Annotated in this window: 12 protein-coding genes and 1 pseudogene; 3 read left to right on the forward strand and 10 right to left on the reverse strand. The window is 62.2% G+C overall.

The genetic code is table 11. From position 1 onward, the window contains the following. Window positions 1-88: 88 nt before the first annotated feature. Together leuA and ACMGF5_RS03600 are read left to right on the forward strand one after the other, a co-directional pair. Window positions 89-1,762 (forward strand): 2-isopropylmalate synthase, encoded by a 1,674-nt coding sequence (leuA, locus tag ACMGF5_RS03595; protein WP_115273975.1) that lies wholly within the window; start codon window positions 89-91, stop codon window positions 1,760-1,762. Window positions 1,763-1,903: 141 nt separating this feature from the next. Next, window positions 1,904-3,108, forward strand: a pseudogene (locus tag ACMGF5_RS03600) (ISL3 family transposase). A 201-nt stretch (window positions 3,109-3,309) separates the two neighbouring features. Here ACMGF5_RS03600 and ACMGF5_RS03605 read toward each other — a convergent pair. The 3 genes from ACMGF5_RS03605 to zwf are packed head-to-tail and all read right to left on the reverse strand — an operon-like array spanning window position 3,310 to window position 6,171. Next, window positions 3,310-3,984 (reverse strand): bifunctional 4-hydroxy-2-oxoglutarate aldolase/2-dehydro-3-deoxy-phosphogluconate aldolase, encoded by a 675-nt coding sequence (locus ACMGF5_RS03605; RefSeq protein ID WP_251962502.1) that lies wholly within the window; start codon window positions 3,982-3,984, stop codon window positions 3,310-3,312. Between the two features lie 17 nt (window positions 3,985-4,001). After that, window positions 4,002-4,715 (reverse strand): 6-phosphogluconolactonase, encoded by a 714-nt coding sequence (gene pgl, locus ACMGF5_RS03610; RefSeq protein WP_251962501.1) that lies wholly within the window; start codon window positions 4,713-4,715, stop codon window positions 4,002-4,004. Then, complete coding sequence (gene zwf / locus ACMGF5_RS03615) at window positions 4,702-6,171, reverse strand: glucose-6-phosphate dehydrogenase (RefSeq protein ID WP_204918797.1); 1,470 nt, start codon at window positions 6,169-6,171, stop codon at window positions 4,702-4,704. The genes pgl and zwf overlap by 14 nt, the downstream gene beginning before the upstream one ends. A gap of 211 nt (window positions 6,172-6,382) precedes the next feature. Between zwf and hexR the strand changes: the two genes are divergently transcribed. Then, complete coding sequence (hexR, locus tag ACMGF5_RS03620) at window positions 6,383-7,246, forward strand: DNA-binding transcriptional regulator HexR (protein ID WP_174141604.1); 864 nt, start codon at window positions 6,383-6,385, stop codon at window positions 7,244-7,246. Here hexR and ACMGF5_RS03625 read toward each other — a convergent pair. From ACMGF5_RS03625 to ACMGF5_RS03655, 7 genes are all read right to left on the reverse strand, one after another. Continuing rightward, the gene (locus tag ACMGF5_RS03625; protein WP_115273973.1) at window positions 7,239-8,093 is read right to left on the reverse strand and encodes a D-hexose-6-phosphate mutarotase; all 855 of its coding nucleotides are present in this window, start codon (window positions 8,091-8,093) and stop codon (window positions 7,239-7,241) included. The genes hexR and ACMGF5_RS03625 overlap by 8 nt on opposite strands. Before the next feature lie 117 nt (window positions 8,094-8,210). Continuing rightward, window positions 8,211-9,503 carry a carbohydrate porin gene (locus ACMGF5_RS03630; protein ID WP_223255080.1) on the reverse strand — a complete coding sequence of 431 codons (1,293 nt, stop codon included), beginning with the start codon at window positions 9,501-9,503 and terminating at the stop codon, window positions 8,211-8,213. Between the two features lie 91 nt (window positions 9,504-9,594). After that, complete coding sequence (locus ACMGF5_RS03635) at window positions 9,595-10,749, reverse strand: ABC transporter ATP-binding protein (protein WP_251962499.1); 1,155 nt, start codon at window positions 10,747-10,749, stop codon at window positions 9,595-9,597. Between the two features lie 3 nt (window positions 10,750-10,752). After that, the gene (locus ACMGF5_RS03640) at window positions 10,753-11,532 is read right to left on the reverse strand and encodes a carbohydrate ABC transporter permease (protein WP_371316861.1); all 780 of its coding nucleotides are present in this window, start codon (window positions 11,530-11,532) and stop codon (window positions 10,753-10,755) included. Between the two features lie 58 nt (window positions 11,533-11,590). Next, on the reverse strand, window positions 11,591-12,499 hold the full coding sequence (locus ACMGF5_RS03645) for a carbohydrate ABC transporter permease (protein WP_012316021.1): 909 nt from the start codon (window positions 12,497-12,499) through the stop codon (window positions 11,591-11,593). 193 nt (window positions 12,500-12,692) lie between these two features. Next, window positions 12,693-13,979, reverse strand: coding sequence for an ABC transporter substrate-binding protein (locus ACMGF5_RS03650; RefSeq protein ID WP_046784411.1), 1,287 nt, complete (start codon window positions 13,977-13,979; stop codon window positions 12,693-12,695). 104 nt (window positions 13,980-14,083) lie between these two features. After that, complete coding sequence (locus tag ACMGF5_RS03655; RefSeq protein WP_115273969.1) at window positions 14,084-15,310, reverse strand: AGE family epimerase/isomerase; 1,227 nt, start codon at window positions 15,308-15,310, stop codon at window positions 14,084-14,086. Window positions 15,311-15,382 lie beyond the last annotated feature (72 nt).

A 15,382-nucleotide genomic window follows, 5' to 3' on the forward strand; every position in this document is an offset into this window, starting at 1 on the left:
ACTACCAGGCTGATCGCGTCGCCTCGCCTCTTCATCTCGTTATCGCTCGGCAGGCCCGATCTCGGCCGCACACAAAAGGATTGCTTCCATGACCATGCTCAAAGACCCTTCGAAGAAGTACCGCGCCTTCCCGACCATCGACCTGCCAGACCGTACCTGGCCGTCGAAGACCATCACCGAAGCGCCGATCTGGTGCAGCTCGGACCTGCGTGATGGCAACCAGTCGCTGATCGAGCCGATGGACTCGGAGAAGAAGCTGCGGTTCTGGAAGACCTTGGTGCAGGTTGGCGTGAAGGAAATCGAAGCCTCGTTCCCGTCCGCCTCGCAGACCGATTTCGACTTCGTGCGCACCTTGATCGAAGATGGCCACATCCCGGATGACACCACCATCCAGGTGCTCACCCAGGCCCGTGAAGACCTGATCGCGCGCACCTTCGAATCGCTGCGCGGGGCCAAGAAGGCCATCGTCCACCTGTACAACGCCACCAGCCCGTCGTTCCGCCGCATCGTCTTCAACCAGGACAAGCAAGGCGTGAAAGACATCGCGGTGAACGCGGCCAAGCTGTTCGTCAAGTACGCCGCCCAGCAGCCGGAAACCCAGTGGACGTTCCAGTACTCGCCGGAAACCTTCAGCGCCACTGAGCTGGATTTCGCCAAGGAAGTCTGCGACGCGGTCATCGAAGTGTGGAACCCGACGCCTGAGCACAAGGTCATCCTCAACCTGCCGGCCACCGTGGAAGTTGCCACGCCGAACATCTACGCCGACCAGATCGAGTGGTTCTGCCGCAACATCAGCCGCCGCGACAGCGTGATCATCAGCCTGCACTGCCACAACGACCGTGGCACCGGCATCGCCGCCACAGAACTGGGCCTGATGGCCGGTGCCGACCGTGCCGAAGGCTGCCTGTTCGGCAATGGCGAGCGTACCGGCAACGTCGACCTGGTGACCCTGGCACTGAACCTCTACACCCAGGGCATCGACCCACAACTGGACTTCTCCGACATCGACGGCGTGCGCAAGGTGGTCGAAGAATGCAACCAGCTGCCGGTTCACCCGCGTCATCCGTATGTCGGTGACCTGGTACACACTGCGTTCTCCGGCTCGCACCAGGACGCCATCCGCAAGGGCTTCGCCAAGCAGCAGGAAGGCGAGCTGTGGGAAGTGCCGTACCTGCCGATCGACCCGGCCGACATCGGCCGCAGCTACGAGGCCGTGATCCGCGTCAACAGCCAGTCGGGCAAAGGCGGCATCACCTACCTGCTCGAGCAGGAGTACGGCATCAGCCTGCCGCGCCGCATGCAGATCGAGTTCAGCCAGGTGGTTCAGGGTGAAACCGACCGCCTTGGCCTGGAAATGACCGCGCAGCAGATCTACAGCCTGCTGCACAAGGAATACCTCCAGGCCAACAGCCCGTACGCACTGGTCAGCCACCGCCTGCAGGAAGAAAACGGCCACAGCGCAGTGGAAGTGGAAGTCGCCGGTGAAGGCGAAACTACCCTGCACTGGCGCGGCAAGGGCAATGGCGCCCTCGAAGCCCTGGTAGCCGGCCTGCCGGTTGCGGTGGAGATCATGGACTACAACGAGCACGCCATCGGTGCCGGCACCAATGCCAAGGCCGCGGCCTACATCGAACTGCGCGTGGCCGGTGGCCGCCCGGTGCACGGCGTGGGTATCGATGAGAACATCACCACGGCCAGCTTCAAGGCACTGTTCAGCGCGCTGAACCGCTCGCTGAGCCAGCAAGAGGCCAAGGCCGCGTAACTTGCCCCCCCAAAAAAGCCCGCATCTTTGATGCGGGCTTTTTTTTGGTTCTTCACGGAATCCCGGGAAAGACAGAAACAAGAACGCCGGTTTGATGGATGATGTTCGTGCGAGCAAACACATCTACAAACCGGCGTTCTTGTGCACGATATTAATACGTTTCTGCCCTTCTGGGAGGGCTTTTCTGTCATTGCGATCAGGCCTGACGGTGATGGCCTGCTGATCGACCTGATTCCGCAGCCCACCCGATTCCCCACCTGCAGCGGCTGCCATCAGCCCAGCACCACCATCCACGAATACTGCCAGCGCTCAATCCGTGACCTACCCATTCTTGGCCGTGCAGTGCGGTTGAATGTGGAGCTGCGGCGCGTCGGGTGCAGCGCATGCGGCAAGCGAATGGAATCAGTCCGTTGGCTTGACCGCTATTCGCGGATGACCAAGCGCTTGGCCGAAGCGGTGATCCAGTCTTGCCAAAGACTGCCCACCCTGCACGTCGCCGAGCTGTTTGGTTTGCATTGGGACAGCGTGCGCTTACTGGAGCGACGGGCGCTACAACACGCACTGGAGAAGCTACCGAAGGCCCAGCCCAGGCGCTTGGTAATGGATGAGTTCGCTCTGTTCAAAGGGCATCGCTATGCAAGCGTGGTGCTGGATGCCGATACCCGCCGGGTGCTGTGGATTGGCGAGGGGCGTAGCCGAGCTGCTGTCAGACCCTTTTTTGAAGAGCTGGGGCCGGAGGGCTGTGCACGGATCGAAGCAGTGGCAATGGACATGAACACCGCATTGACCTGGAGGTACGCCAACATTGCCCGCGGGCACGCGTGGTCTATGACCTGTTTCATGTGGTCGCTAAGTATGGGCGAGAGGTAATTGACCGGGTGCGGGTCGACGAGGCCAACCGCTTGCGCCATGACAAGCCCGCCCGCAAGGTGATCAAGCAAGCGCGGTGGCTCCTGCTGCGTAATCCAGAAAATCTCAAGCGAGAAGATCAGCAGGTACATCTGCAGGATCTGCTGGCGGCTAACCAATCGCTGATGACGGTTTATCTGATGAAGGCAGAGCTCAAAGCTCTGTGGTCACCCACCACCGCCTGGGGCTGGCGATCAGCCTGGAAGCAGTGGCTACGTCTGGCTGATGAAAGCGCGATACCGGCACTGAAGCAGTTCGCTAAACGCCTGAAGGGATACTGGCGCGGCATCCTGAGCAGGGTGCGGTGGCCAATGCACACGGGTCAGTTGGAAGGTATCAACAACCGGATCAAGGTGATCAAGCGGATGGCCTACGGCTACCGGGACAGCGAGTTCTTTTTCATGAAGATCAAGAATGACTTTCCCGGCAATCCGTGAAGAACCTTTTTTAACCTATACCGGCCTTTCGCGGGTCAACCCGCTCCCATAGAGACTTCACAGAATTCGAACGCTGTGCAATGCCTGTGAAAGCGGGTTTACCCGCGAAAGGGTCGGCACTGGCAATTCAAAAACGCCGGGCAAAAAAAGGGGCGCCGACCAAGCGCCCCATAAGCCGTAAAGCACACAACAAATTCAGTATCAGTCCAGCAAAGCCATCGCCTCGGCGCTACACGCTTCGATCCGCGCCCAGTCGCCGTTCTTGATCCAGCTGCTGTCGAGCATCCAGGTCCCACCCACGCACATCACGTTAGGCAGCGCCATGTAGTTGCGCACGTTGGCCGGGTTGACGCCACCGGTAGGGCAGAATCGAATATCACCGAACGGGCCACCAAAGGCCTTGATCGCTGCCACGCCACCGCTGATTTCCGCCGGGAACAGCTTGAAGCGGCGATAACCCAAGGCATAACCCATCATGATTTCCGAAGGCGTGCTGATGCCCGGCAACAATGGGATATCGCTGTCGACTCCAGCTTCGAGGATGTCCTGAGTAATCCCCGGGGTAACGACAAACTGCGCGCCCGCCGCCTCGACTGCGGCAAACATGCCGCGATCGAGCACCGTACCAGCACCGACACACAGTTCCGGACGCTGGTCACGCAGCACCTGGATAGCCTTAAGGCCATACTGTGAGCGCAGGGTTACTTCCAAGGTGCGGATACCACCAGCGGCCAGGGCATCGGCCAGCGGCAAGATATCTTCCTCACGGGCGATAGTGATCACCGGCAGGATGCGCGCCGCCCCACAGATCGCATCGATCCGGGCGGCTTTCTCGGCCATCGAGAGCAGAGGCTGGGGGCGTTCAAGGGTGGTCATGACAGTGGATCCTTTGCTCATGGGCACCAGTAGATGTCCAGGGGGTCGTGAAGAAAGGCGCGAATCGGCATTTCATTGAAGTCGTTGCCCGCCAGCGCGGCGCGCAGGGTAGCGAGTTTGCCCGTGCCCTGCACGGACAGCGCGATGAAAGCGGCGCTGGCCAGCAGCGAACGGGTCAGCGAGAGGCGCTGGTGCGGCACGCTCGGGGCCAGCAACGGCAGGCAACGGCGCTTGCTGTTCAGGTCCAGGCCCTCGGCGAGATTCGGGCTGTTGGGGAACAGCGAAGCCGTATGGCCATCGTCGCCCATGCCCAGTACCAGCACGTCGATAGCCGGCAGATCGGCCAGTGCCTGGTCGGCCTTGGCAGCCGCTGCGTCGAGGTTTTCGGCCTGCTGATACAGGCCGACGAAACGAGCCTTGGCAGCGCCCCCCTGGAACAGATGGCGAGCCAGCAAACCGGCGTTGCTGTCGGCGTGCTCCACCGGCACCCAACGCTCGTCGGCCAGGCTGACGGTGACCTTGGACCAGTCCAGGGCCTCGGTCGCCAGCTTCTCCAGGAACGGCACCGGGCTGCGGCCACCGGACAACACCAGGCAAGCCCGCCCTTTCGCGGCGATGGCTGCGCGCAAGCGCTCGGCCACATCAGCCGCCAATGTTGCCGAAAGTACGCGGGCATCATTCAGCTGATGCGCCTTGACCGATGTCGGCAAATTCAATTCAGATATCCCCATACCACGCCCTCCCATCCCGTGTAATCAGTGCGATCGAGCTCATCGGCCCCCAGGACCCAGCCGCATACGGCTTGGGCGCATCGCCGGCGCTTTGCCAGCCCGCGATCAACTGGTCGCACCACTTCCAGGCATATTCGATTTCATCCTTGCGCACGAACAGGTTCTGGTTGCCGCGCATCACCTCGAGCAGCAGGCGTTCGTAGGCATCCGGAATCCGCGCGGTGCGCCAGGTGTCGGAAAAATTCAATTGCAAGGGGCCGCTGCGCAGTTGCATGCCTTTGTCCAGGCCCTGCTCCTTGGTCATCACACGTAGAGAGATGCCTTCACTCGGCTGCAGGCGGATGATCAGTTTGTTGCCGACCTGCAAGCGCTGCTCCGGGGCGAAGATGTAGTGCGGCGTCTCCTTGAAGTGGATGACGATCTGCGACAGCTTCTGCGGCATGCGCTTACCGGTACGCAGGTAAAACGGTACGCCCGACCAACGCCAGTTACGAATATCGGCACGCAGGGCGACGAAGGTTTCCGTGTCGCTCTGGGCGTTGGCGTTGTCTTCCTCCAGGTAACCCGGCACCGGCTTGCCGTCGCTGTAGCCGGCGATGTACTGGCCGCGCACCACGCGGGTACTCAAGCCCTCGCCAGTGATCGGGGCAAGGGCCTTGAGCACCTTGACCTTCTCGTCGCGGATGCTGTCGGCTGAAAGCTCGCTGGGCGGGTCCATGGCGATCAGGCACAACAGCTGCAGCAGGTGGTTCTGAATCATGTCGCGCAGCTGGCCGGCCTTGTCGAAATAGCCCCAACGGCCTTCGATGCCGACCTTCTCGGCCACGGTGATTTCCACGTGGGAGATGGAGTTCTGGTTCCACTGGGTTTCGAACAGGCTGTTGGCGAAGCGCAGGGCGATCAGGTTCTGCACCGTCTCCTTGCCCAGGTAATGGTCGATGCGGTAAACACGGCTTTCCGGGAAGAACCGCGCCACGGCGTCGTTCACCCGGCGCGATGACTCAAGATCGTGCCCGATGGGCTTTTCCAGCACCACCCGGGTGCGCGCGGCAAGGCCCGCCTTGTCGAGGTTTTCGCAGATCGCGCCGTACACGGCCGCCGCAGTGGCGAAATAGGCAATCAACGGCAGCTCGGCAGGTGCCTGCTCAGCCAGGGCCTGGTAGCCCTCCGGCTGCAGGAAGTCCAGGTGCTGGTAACTCAGACGCCCCAGAAAACGCGCCAGCGCCGCAGGCTCCAGATCAGCCTCCGCCACGTGCTTGCGCAGATGGGCCTCGATGGTATTCAGGTGCTCCTGTACGCTGCCAGGCTCGCGTGCCAGCGCCAGCAGGCGAGTATCGGCGTGCAGCAAATTGGCGCGGTCGAGCTGGTAGAGCGCAGGAAACAGCTTGCGCAATGCCAGGTCGCCCAAGGCGCCAAACAGGGCAAAGGTGCAAGGTTCAACACTGATCGCAGCCATGATGTTGGTTCTTTCCTAAAGTTGGCCTAGGAATACCGCTTTCACATACGGTTTTCAAGAGAAAATGTAGTAAAAACCACAACATTACACACAAGTGTTACAGATAAGTGGTGCGCCACCCGCACCGACAGTACGATAGACGACTGTGCAAAAAGCCTGCTGCTCCGCCAGCCGGCTGTCTTCTCGACCCAAGGACACACCCATGGACCGCGTGCGAAACCTCCTGGAGCAGATCCAGGGACGCCTCGACGAGCTGAACAAGGCCGAACGCAAAGTCGCCGAAGTCATCCTGCTCAACCCGCAACAAGCCACCCGTTTCAGCATTGCCGCACTGGCCCAGGCGGCCAAGGTCAGCGAACCGACCGTCAACCGTTTCTGCCGTTCGTTCGGCGTCAGCGGTTACCCCGAGCTCAAGCTGCAGCTGGCGCAAAGCCTGGCCAGTGGCGCGGCCTATGTCAGCCGCGCCGTCGAGGCCGATGACGATCCTGCAGCCTACACCCAGAAGATCTTTGCCAGTGCCATCGCCTCGCTCGACAGTGCCTGCCAGCAGCTTGACCCGCAGCAGGTCAGCCGCGCCGTGGACATGATGATCCAGGCCCGGCAGATCCACTTCTTCGGCCTGGGCGCTTCTGCCCCGGTAGCCCTGGACGCCCAGCACAAGTTCTTCCGTTTCAACCTCGCCGTCTCGGCCCACGCCGACGTGCTGATGCAGCGCATGCTGGCTTCTGTGGCCCACACGGGCGACTTGTTCGTGATCATCTCCTACACCGGGCGCACCCGCGAATTGGTGGAGGTGGCGCGCCTGGCCCGGGAAAACGGCGCCTCGGTGCTCGGCCTGACCGCCGCTGGCTCACCCCTGGCCCAAGCGTGCAGCCTGAGCCTGCACATCCCGCTGCCGGAAGACACCGACATCTACATGCCGATGACGTCGCGGATCATCCAACTGACCGTGCTCGACGTACTCGCCACCGGGATGACCCTGCGCCGCGGCGTGGACTTCCAGCCGCACCTGCGCAAGATCAAGGAAAGCCTCAACGCCAGCCGCTACCCGATCGAGGACGACGAACTCAGCTGAGCCGGTGCGCCTGCAGCCGCAAATGAGCGCGCTGCCCCGGCGCCAGGCTCAAGCCTTCGCCACTGCCGCTGGCCGCCTCGACACAGACGAAACCCTGGCTCTCGCGCCCGCTCACACCCATCAACGGGCGGTTGCCTGGGTGCCACACCACAGTATCGTCGCTGTCACCCGTATCGATACACAGTTCACGCTGCCAGGCGGGGTCCTGCAACTGCACGCGTGGCGTGCCGGGGTAGACCTTCTGGCAGCCGCCCTTGAGCTTCAATGCGCCCTCCTCGCGGCAGGCTTGCCGGCTCAGACGGTCATAGCCTTCGATATCTTCAAGCCCGGACAGCGCTATCTCGGAAACGTCGCTGATACGCCAGTAGGCCAGCAGTGCATGGCTCAACTGGCAGGGTTCGCTGTCCTGATGCTCGGTACTCAAGCTCAGTTCCATGCGGCTGCCCAGGCGAGCATGCAGGTCGACCTGCCAGTCGCACAAGTCCAGCCGCCACTTCAGGCTCACGCCCTCCTCGTCCTCCCGGCTGTCCACCAGCTTCCAGTCCAGCAGGCGCGCCCAGCCATGGGCCGGCCACAGGTCCTCGCTGGGGTGGCGGCCATACCACGGCCAGCACACCGGCACGCCGCCACGGATTGCCCCCACCTGCGGCCACTGTTCGGCGCACCATAGCCATGGCCGCTCGCCGGCCGGCTGGAAGTGCAGCAACTGTGCGCCCTGGCGGCTGAAAACCGCCTGGCAGCAGGGGTGATCGATGATCAGCACATCGCGCTGCTGGTAACGCTCCCACTCGAATGTCGGCCTCGGCCTCTGTACGGAAAAGAAGCGATGTAGCGGATGTTCAGGCATGGTTCCAAGCTCTTGTTGTTTGAGATAGCGCTGTCTCGGCCTATCCCCGACAACCACTGCAAGCCAGTGGATGCCGGGAGCCGTTTTTGGATTGGCGTAAATTTACAACAAATGTGCTCAGAATGACGACTGAATCTTCAACCCTGCGACCAGCGCGTTGTCCACCTCATCCACGCCACCCGGGCTCTTGATGTACTGAAGGTTCGGGCGCACGGTCAGCCAGTTGGTCACATGGAAGCCGTAATAGAGCTCGGCGTTGTACTCGGTACGCTGCAGCGGCACGAAGCCCGGGTTGTCGTAGTCATTGATGCCGCTCTGGGCGTTAAGCTGTTCGGCGCGCTTCTTCACATCATCGTTGACGTGGATGCGGGCGACACCAAAGCCGATATCATCCTTGGGCCGGGCATCGAAGGCACCTTTGTACACCAACCCCACCTGCTGGTAGTTGTCGACCACGTTGGTGGCCTTGTCGTGCACGGTGAAGTTGGCGAACAGGCTGAGACCGCGGCTGACGTCGCCGCCGTGGGCGGTGACCTGCTGCTGCGCAACCACCCACCAGCCGTGCTTGCTGGAGTGTGATTTGAAGCCGGCGCCGCTGATCCCTTGCGGGTTGCCATTGACGTCTTCGTAGACGTCTTCGGCGTCAGCCGTGCTGTAGTAATAGCCCAGGCGGTACTCGCCCGGCAGGCCGTTGACCTTGGGCGACCAGACGGCCTCCACCGGCAGGATCGCACCCTTGGTGCCGCTGCCGCTGAGCTTGAAGCCGTTGCCGGTTTCCAGGTTGGAGGGGTTCTGCTCGAACGCGCCGACCTGCACGAAGAACTCCGGCGTGATGTTGTACTTGACCCGCAGCGCCCACTGGCTGACCGGCCAGTTGTACCAGATGCCGCCGACCCAGTTGCCCACCTGCGATCCACAGAAGGCCAGGTTCTGGAAGTCGCAGGGGAAGCTGTTGAAGTCCTCGCCCTCGCCGAAACGGCCGAATTTCACATCCAGGGCACCGTCGAAGTACTTCTGCTTGATCCACATCTGGGTCAGGCGCCAGGTCTGGCCGCGGCCCCACACCTCCTGCACCGAACTGAACTGGCCAGCACGCGGGTCGCTGATGCGATCATTGGAGAGGTTGCGGCCACTGCGCTCGGTGATCGCCAGCTTGAACTCGGCATCGTGCCAGCCAAGGATCTTCTGCAGGTCCAGGTGCGCGCCGAGGGCGAACTGGTCACTGTAGCGTGCGGTCTTGTCGTCGTTGTAGCCGCCATTGAGGTTGCCGGCGACCTCGCCCACATAGTCGAGGGTGAAGTCATAGCCTTTTTCCAGCAGTTCGGTGCGGGTACCGCCCCAGTCGCCGGTCATCCATTTCGATTCGCTGGAGAAGGCCTCGGCGGCCTGCACCCCGCTACTCCCAACCATGGCCAGAAGGGCCAGCGAGCCCAAGGTCCTTATGCGATTGCGCTGTTCCATCCCTTTGCGTCCTCTTTTTCTTATTGATGGTATCGACGATTCAACGGCTCTTGAGGTGAGTCACGTTGCCCTTCAGTGAAGCGTTGGCAGTATTCAAGTCCAGGCGTTCGCCGCTGGCGGCGTCGAACAGCAGCACCCGTGCCGGGTCGAACTGCAGGTTCAGGCTGTCACCGACCCGGCACGCCACATCCGGCGCCAGGCGGCAGCACACTTTGGTCTGGTTGAGGGTAACGAAGACCAACAGGTCAGGGCCGGTAGGTTCGGTTACCTGCACCTCGGCGCGAATGCCCGGCAGGCCGTTGCCCTCCCCCGTACCCAGGCTGATTTGCTCCGGGCGGATGCCGAGGATGATCTCGCGCCCGTCCAGCTCGTCGCCGGCCACGCCCAACGGCAGCTCACAACGTGCCTGGCCGCTGTCGAGCAGGGCCAGCAGGCGCCCGTCCTGCCTGGTCAGGCGTACCGGTATGAAGTTCATCGGCGGCGAGCCGATGAAGCTGGCAACGAACTGATTGGCCGGGTCGTTGTAGATCTGCTGCGGGGTACCGAACTGCTGGATGATACCGTCCTTCATCACCGCAACCTTGTCGCCCAGGGTCATGGCCTCGATCTGGTCGTGGGTGACATACACCGTGGTGGTCTTGAGCCGCTGGTGCATCAGTTTCATTTCCGTGCGCATCTCGACGCGCAGCTTGGCGTCGAGGTTGGACAACGGCTCGTCGAACAGGTAGATCTTCGGCCGCCGCGCCAAGGCGCGGCCCATCGCCACCCGCTGCTGCTGGCCACCGGACAACTGCGCCGGCTTGCGTGAAAGCAGGTGTTCGATCTGCAACAGCTTGGCCACACGCGCCACTTCCTCGTCGATGGCAGCCTGCGGCATCTTGCGGATCTTCAGGCCGAACTCGATGTTCTCGCGCACGCTCATGGTCGGGTACAGCGCGTAGGACTGGAACACCATGGCGATATCACGGTCCTTGGGGCTCATGCCGCTGACATCCTGGTCATCGATGAGAATCGCGCCACCGGTGATGTTCTCAAGGCCTGCGATGCAGTTCATCAAGGTCGACTTACCGCACCCCGAAGGGCCGACCAATATCAGGAACTCGCCGTCTTTGATCGACAGCTGGATGTCCTTGAGCGTATCCGGCAGGCCGCTGCCGTAGGTCTTGTTCACATTGCGAAGTTCAAGCGTTGCCATGACTTACCCCTTGACGGCGCCGGCTGTGAGCCCGCGAACGAAATACTTGCCTGCCACCACATAGACCAGCAGGGTTGGCAGGCCGGCGATCATCGCCGCCGCCATGTCGACGTTGTATTCCTTGGCCCCGGTACTGGTATTGACCAGGTTGTTCAGGGCTACGGTGATCGGTTGCGAGTCGCCGCTGGAGAACACCACGCCGAACAGGAAGTCGTTCCAGATCTGGGTGAACTGCCAGATCAGGCAGACCATGATGATCGGTGTCGACATCGGCAGGATGATGCGGCGAAAAATGGTGAAGAACCCGGCACCGTCCAGGCGTGCGGCCTTGACCAGCGCATCGGGAATGCTCACGTAGAAGTTGCGGAAGAACAGCGTGGTGAAGGCCAGGCCATAGACCACATGCACCAGCACCAGGCCACTGGTGGTGCTGGCCAGGCCCAACTTGCCGAGGGTGAACGAGGCTGGCAGCAGCACGGTCTGGAACGGCAGGAAGCAACCGAACAGCAGCAAGCCGAAAAACAGCTGCGACCCGCGGAAGCGCCACATCGACAGCACATAACCGTTGAGCGCACCGATGGTGGTCGAAATCAGCACCGCCGGTACGGTGATCATGATCGAGTTCCAGAAGTACCCGCTGACCGTGCTCCAGGCCTTGACCCAGCCGATGCCGCTGACCACGGTCGGCCAGCTCAGCAGGTTGCCGGTACTGATGTCCTCCGGGGTCTTGAAGCTGGTCAGCAGCATCACCACCAACGGCACCAGGTAAAGCAGCACGGCCATCAGCAATACAGTGTAAATCGCGATGCGGCTGATGCTCGGCACCGCTTTGTCGACAGGGCTATGCATGGCGTTTGCTCCGCAGCTCCGAGTACAGGTAAGGCACGAGGATCGCCAGGATCGCCCCGAGCATGAGGATGGCGCTGGCCGAGCCCATGCCCATCTGGCCGCGGCTGAAGGTGAACGAATACATGAACATCGCCGGCAGGTCGGATGAGTAGCCCGGGCCACCGGCGGTCATTGCGGCCACCAGGTCGAAGCTCTTGATCGCAATGTGCGAGAGGATCATCAGCGAACTGAAGAACACCGGGCGCAGGCTCGGCAGCACGACGGTCCAGTAGATGCGTGGCAGGCTTGCGCCATCCATCTGCGCAGCACGGATGATCGACTGGTCGACCCCGCGCAGGCCGGCCAGGAACATCGCCATGATGAAACCCGAGGCTTGCCACACGGCAGCGATCACCAGGCAGTACACCACCCGGTCGGGGTCGATCAGCCAGTCCAGGCGAAACCCTTCCCAGCCCCAGTCACGCAACAGCTTGTCCAGGCCCATGCCAGGGTTGAGCAGCCACTTCCAGGCGGTACCGGTGACGATCATCGACAAGGCCATTGGGTACAGGTAGACCGTGCGGATGAAACCTTCGCGGCGGATGCGCTGGTCGAGCAGCACCGCCAGCAGTACGCCGATGGCCAGGCTGATACCGATGAACAGCCCGCCGAACACCAGCAGGTTCTTGCTGGCCACCCACCAGCGATCGTTGTCGAACAGCCTGGCGTATTGCGCAAGGCCCGCCCACTTGTAAGTCGGCAGGAAGGTCGAGGTGGTGAAAGACAGGACGAACGTCCACAGGATGTAGCCGTAAAAGCCCACCAGGACGATGAACATGCTGGGTGCCAGCACCAGCTTGGGTAGCCAGCGCTGCAGAGCGTCCAGGGGAGAGGCCCGCAGTCGGGCGGTTGCTGTAGTCATGATTCACCTTGAAGGCACTGCCCATCTGCTGTAGGAGCGGCCTTGCGTCGCGAAAGGGCTGCGCAGCAGCCCCAGGGGCTCGAGAACAAAGACAGACCGTCGAACCTGGCTTGCAGGCCTGGGGACCGCTTCGCGGTCCTTTCGCGACACAAGGCCGCTCCTACAAGAGCGATCGTGCCTGCCTTGAGCTTGGTTACTTGGCCGATCTGATCGCCGCCGCCAGCTTTTTCGCTGCATCGGCAGGGTCGGCCTTGGGGTCGTTGATGTAGTTGGTCACCACATCGAAGAAGGCGCCCTGCACGGCCAACGTGGTGGCCATGTTGTGCGCCATGCTCGGCTGCAGGCCGCCGGTTTTGGCGTCGGCCATGAAGTCCTTGGCAGAAGTCTGGGCGCAAGCGTCGAAGCCGTAGGTGCCCATGTCGGCGAGCATGTCGTTACGCACGGGAATGGAGCCTTTGTTGATGCTGAAGACCTTCTGGAAGTCCTGGCCAAGCACCTTCTTGGCGATGTCCTGCTGGCCAGCGGCCGTGCCCTCGTCGTTCTGCTTGAACACCACCAGTGAGTCGATGTTGTACAGGAAAGCCTTGTCGGTACCAGGGAACGCGACGCACTGATAGTCCTTGCCGGCGGTCTTCTTGGCCAGGGTCCACTCGCTCTTGGCCCAGTCACCCATGATCTGCATGCCGGCCTTGCCATTGATGACTTTGGCTGCTTCCAGGTTCCAGTCCTGGCCTTTGCCGTCGGGGTCCATGTAGGTGGCGACCTTTTTCAGCTCGGTCAGCGACTTGACCATCTGCGGCCCGGTCAGCGTGGCTTCATCGAGGTCGACCAGCGCTTTCTTGTAACCGTCCGCCCCCATCACCGACAGCACCACACTCTCGAACACCGTGCTGTCCTGCCATGGCTGGCCGCCGTGGGCGAGCGGGATGAAGCCGGCGGCCTTGAGCTTGTCGGCGGCTGCGTAGAATTCGTCGAGGGTGGTCGGCGCCTTGTCGATGCCGGCCTTCTTGAACACTTCGGGGTTGATCCACAGCCAGTTGATGCGATGGATGTTCACCGGCACGGCCACGTAGTCACCTTCGTACTTGACGGTGTCGGCGACCTTCTTGTCGAGCAGCGAGTCCCACTTTTCTTGCTTGGCCACATCCTTGAGCACATCCGGGTCCAGCAGGCCGGTGGCAGCCCAGTCCTGGATGTCCGGCCCCTTGATCTGGGCAACGCCGGGCGGGTTACCGGCCACGGCGCGGCTCTTGAGCACGGTCATGGCCGTGGCGCCACCACCGCCGGCAACCGCACCATCCTTCCAGGTGAAGCCATCCTTCTCGACCTGGGCCTTGAGCACATCGACTGCCGCTTTTTCACCACCGGATGTCCACCAGTGAACCACTTCGACACTGCCTTTGGTGTCGGCGGCGAGAGCACTGAGCGGGAACAGGGAGGCGAAGGAAATCGCGGCAGCGAGGCGGAGAGTCGAATTCATCGGAGTACCTTTCTTGTTGTTATGCCGGGCAAGTCGAGCGCTTGCATTGCATGGAGTCTAATCAGAGTGCCCGCTGCGCCAGGTAACGAAGCGATGCGTGAATGTCATCGTTTGGTTACATTGCGCGCCAGTGCGCTCGCCAGGCTGGGTGCCAGGGGCAGCGTTGGCAGCAGTACAGCCTGGTAGGCGTGATAAAGGTCTGGCTTGCCTGCCCAGATCGTCGCCGCTGGCTGGTTGTCCGGGCCGAGTTCGTGGTGCCAGCTTCCGGCTGCGCGGTCGATGAAATGAGTGTCGATGAACGTCCAGAAGCGCCGGTACCATTGCTCGTACTGCTGCTCGCCGGTTCGCCGCAGCAGCGCTGCGGCACTGGCGCACGCTTCGGCATGCACCCAGTGCAGGCGCTCGCGCACCCTGGGCTGATTGTCCCAGCCCAAGGTGTAGACGATGCCCTCGGCACCATCGACGCTCCAGGCATGCTGGCAGGCATTGGCGAACAGGCCCCGCGCGCAGGCCAGCAGCCATGCCGGGGCAGGAAGCCCGGCCTGACGCCGCGCAGCCTCAAGGTGCAGGACCAGACGGGACCACTCGAACGCATGGCCAGGCGTTGTGCCGTATGGGCGAAAGTGATCTGCGGGATTGTCCCGGTTGTATTCGGGCAGCGGTTGCCAGTGCACATCGAAATGTTCGATCACTCGGTAGTCACTGGCGCCAGCATGGCCGTGAATGATGCGCTCGACGATACGCAGGGCGCGCTCCAGCCAAAGTACATCGCCCGTCACATCGGCCAGGGCGAGGAAGGCCTCAGTGGCGTGCATGTTGCTGTTGGCACCACGATAGGCTTCAGGCTGCTGCCAGTCGCTGGAGAAGGACTCGCGCATCGCACCCTCTTGCTCACTCCAGAAACGCTCCTCGATGACCCGTATCGCCTGCGCCAGCAACCCCTGTGCTCCCGCAGCGCCCGCCACGACGGCAGAGCTGGCGGCAAGCGCGACGAAGGCATGCAGGTAAGCCGCCTTGCCGTTGTCGCCCTGGCCGTACGGGCGGGCGAACCAACCGCCGTACCCGGCGTCGCGCAAAGGCCCGCACAAGGCCTGCACACCGTGCTGCACCAATGCCAGGCAGCCTGGCGCACCCTGAAGGTGGGCCAGGGCGAAGCTGTGGGTCATGCGTGCGGTGTTCATGGTTTCGGCGACAGCCGTAGGGGGCAATTTGCCGCGGGCGTCGAGATTGCCGAAACCTTCGGCGGCTTGCGAGGCCTTGGCGAAAGAGAGCAGCCGCTGGCCCTCGCTTGTGAGCCAGGCGGTATGTTCCGGGGAATCGATGTAGTCCATGCGCCCGTTTCTTCCCTGTATGAGGTTTGCAGATTCTAGCCAGCCGTCCTGGCTGGGATGTCACGAAGGCTT

Source organism: Pseudomonas sp. BNK-15, assembly GCF_047456105.1.
GTDB classification, from domain to species: Bacteria; Pseudomonadota; Gammaproteobacteria; order Pseudomonadales; family Pseudomonadaceae; genus Aquipseudomonas; species Aquipseudomonas putida_E.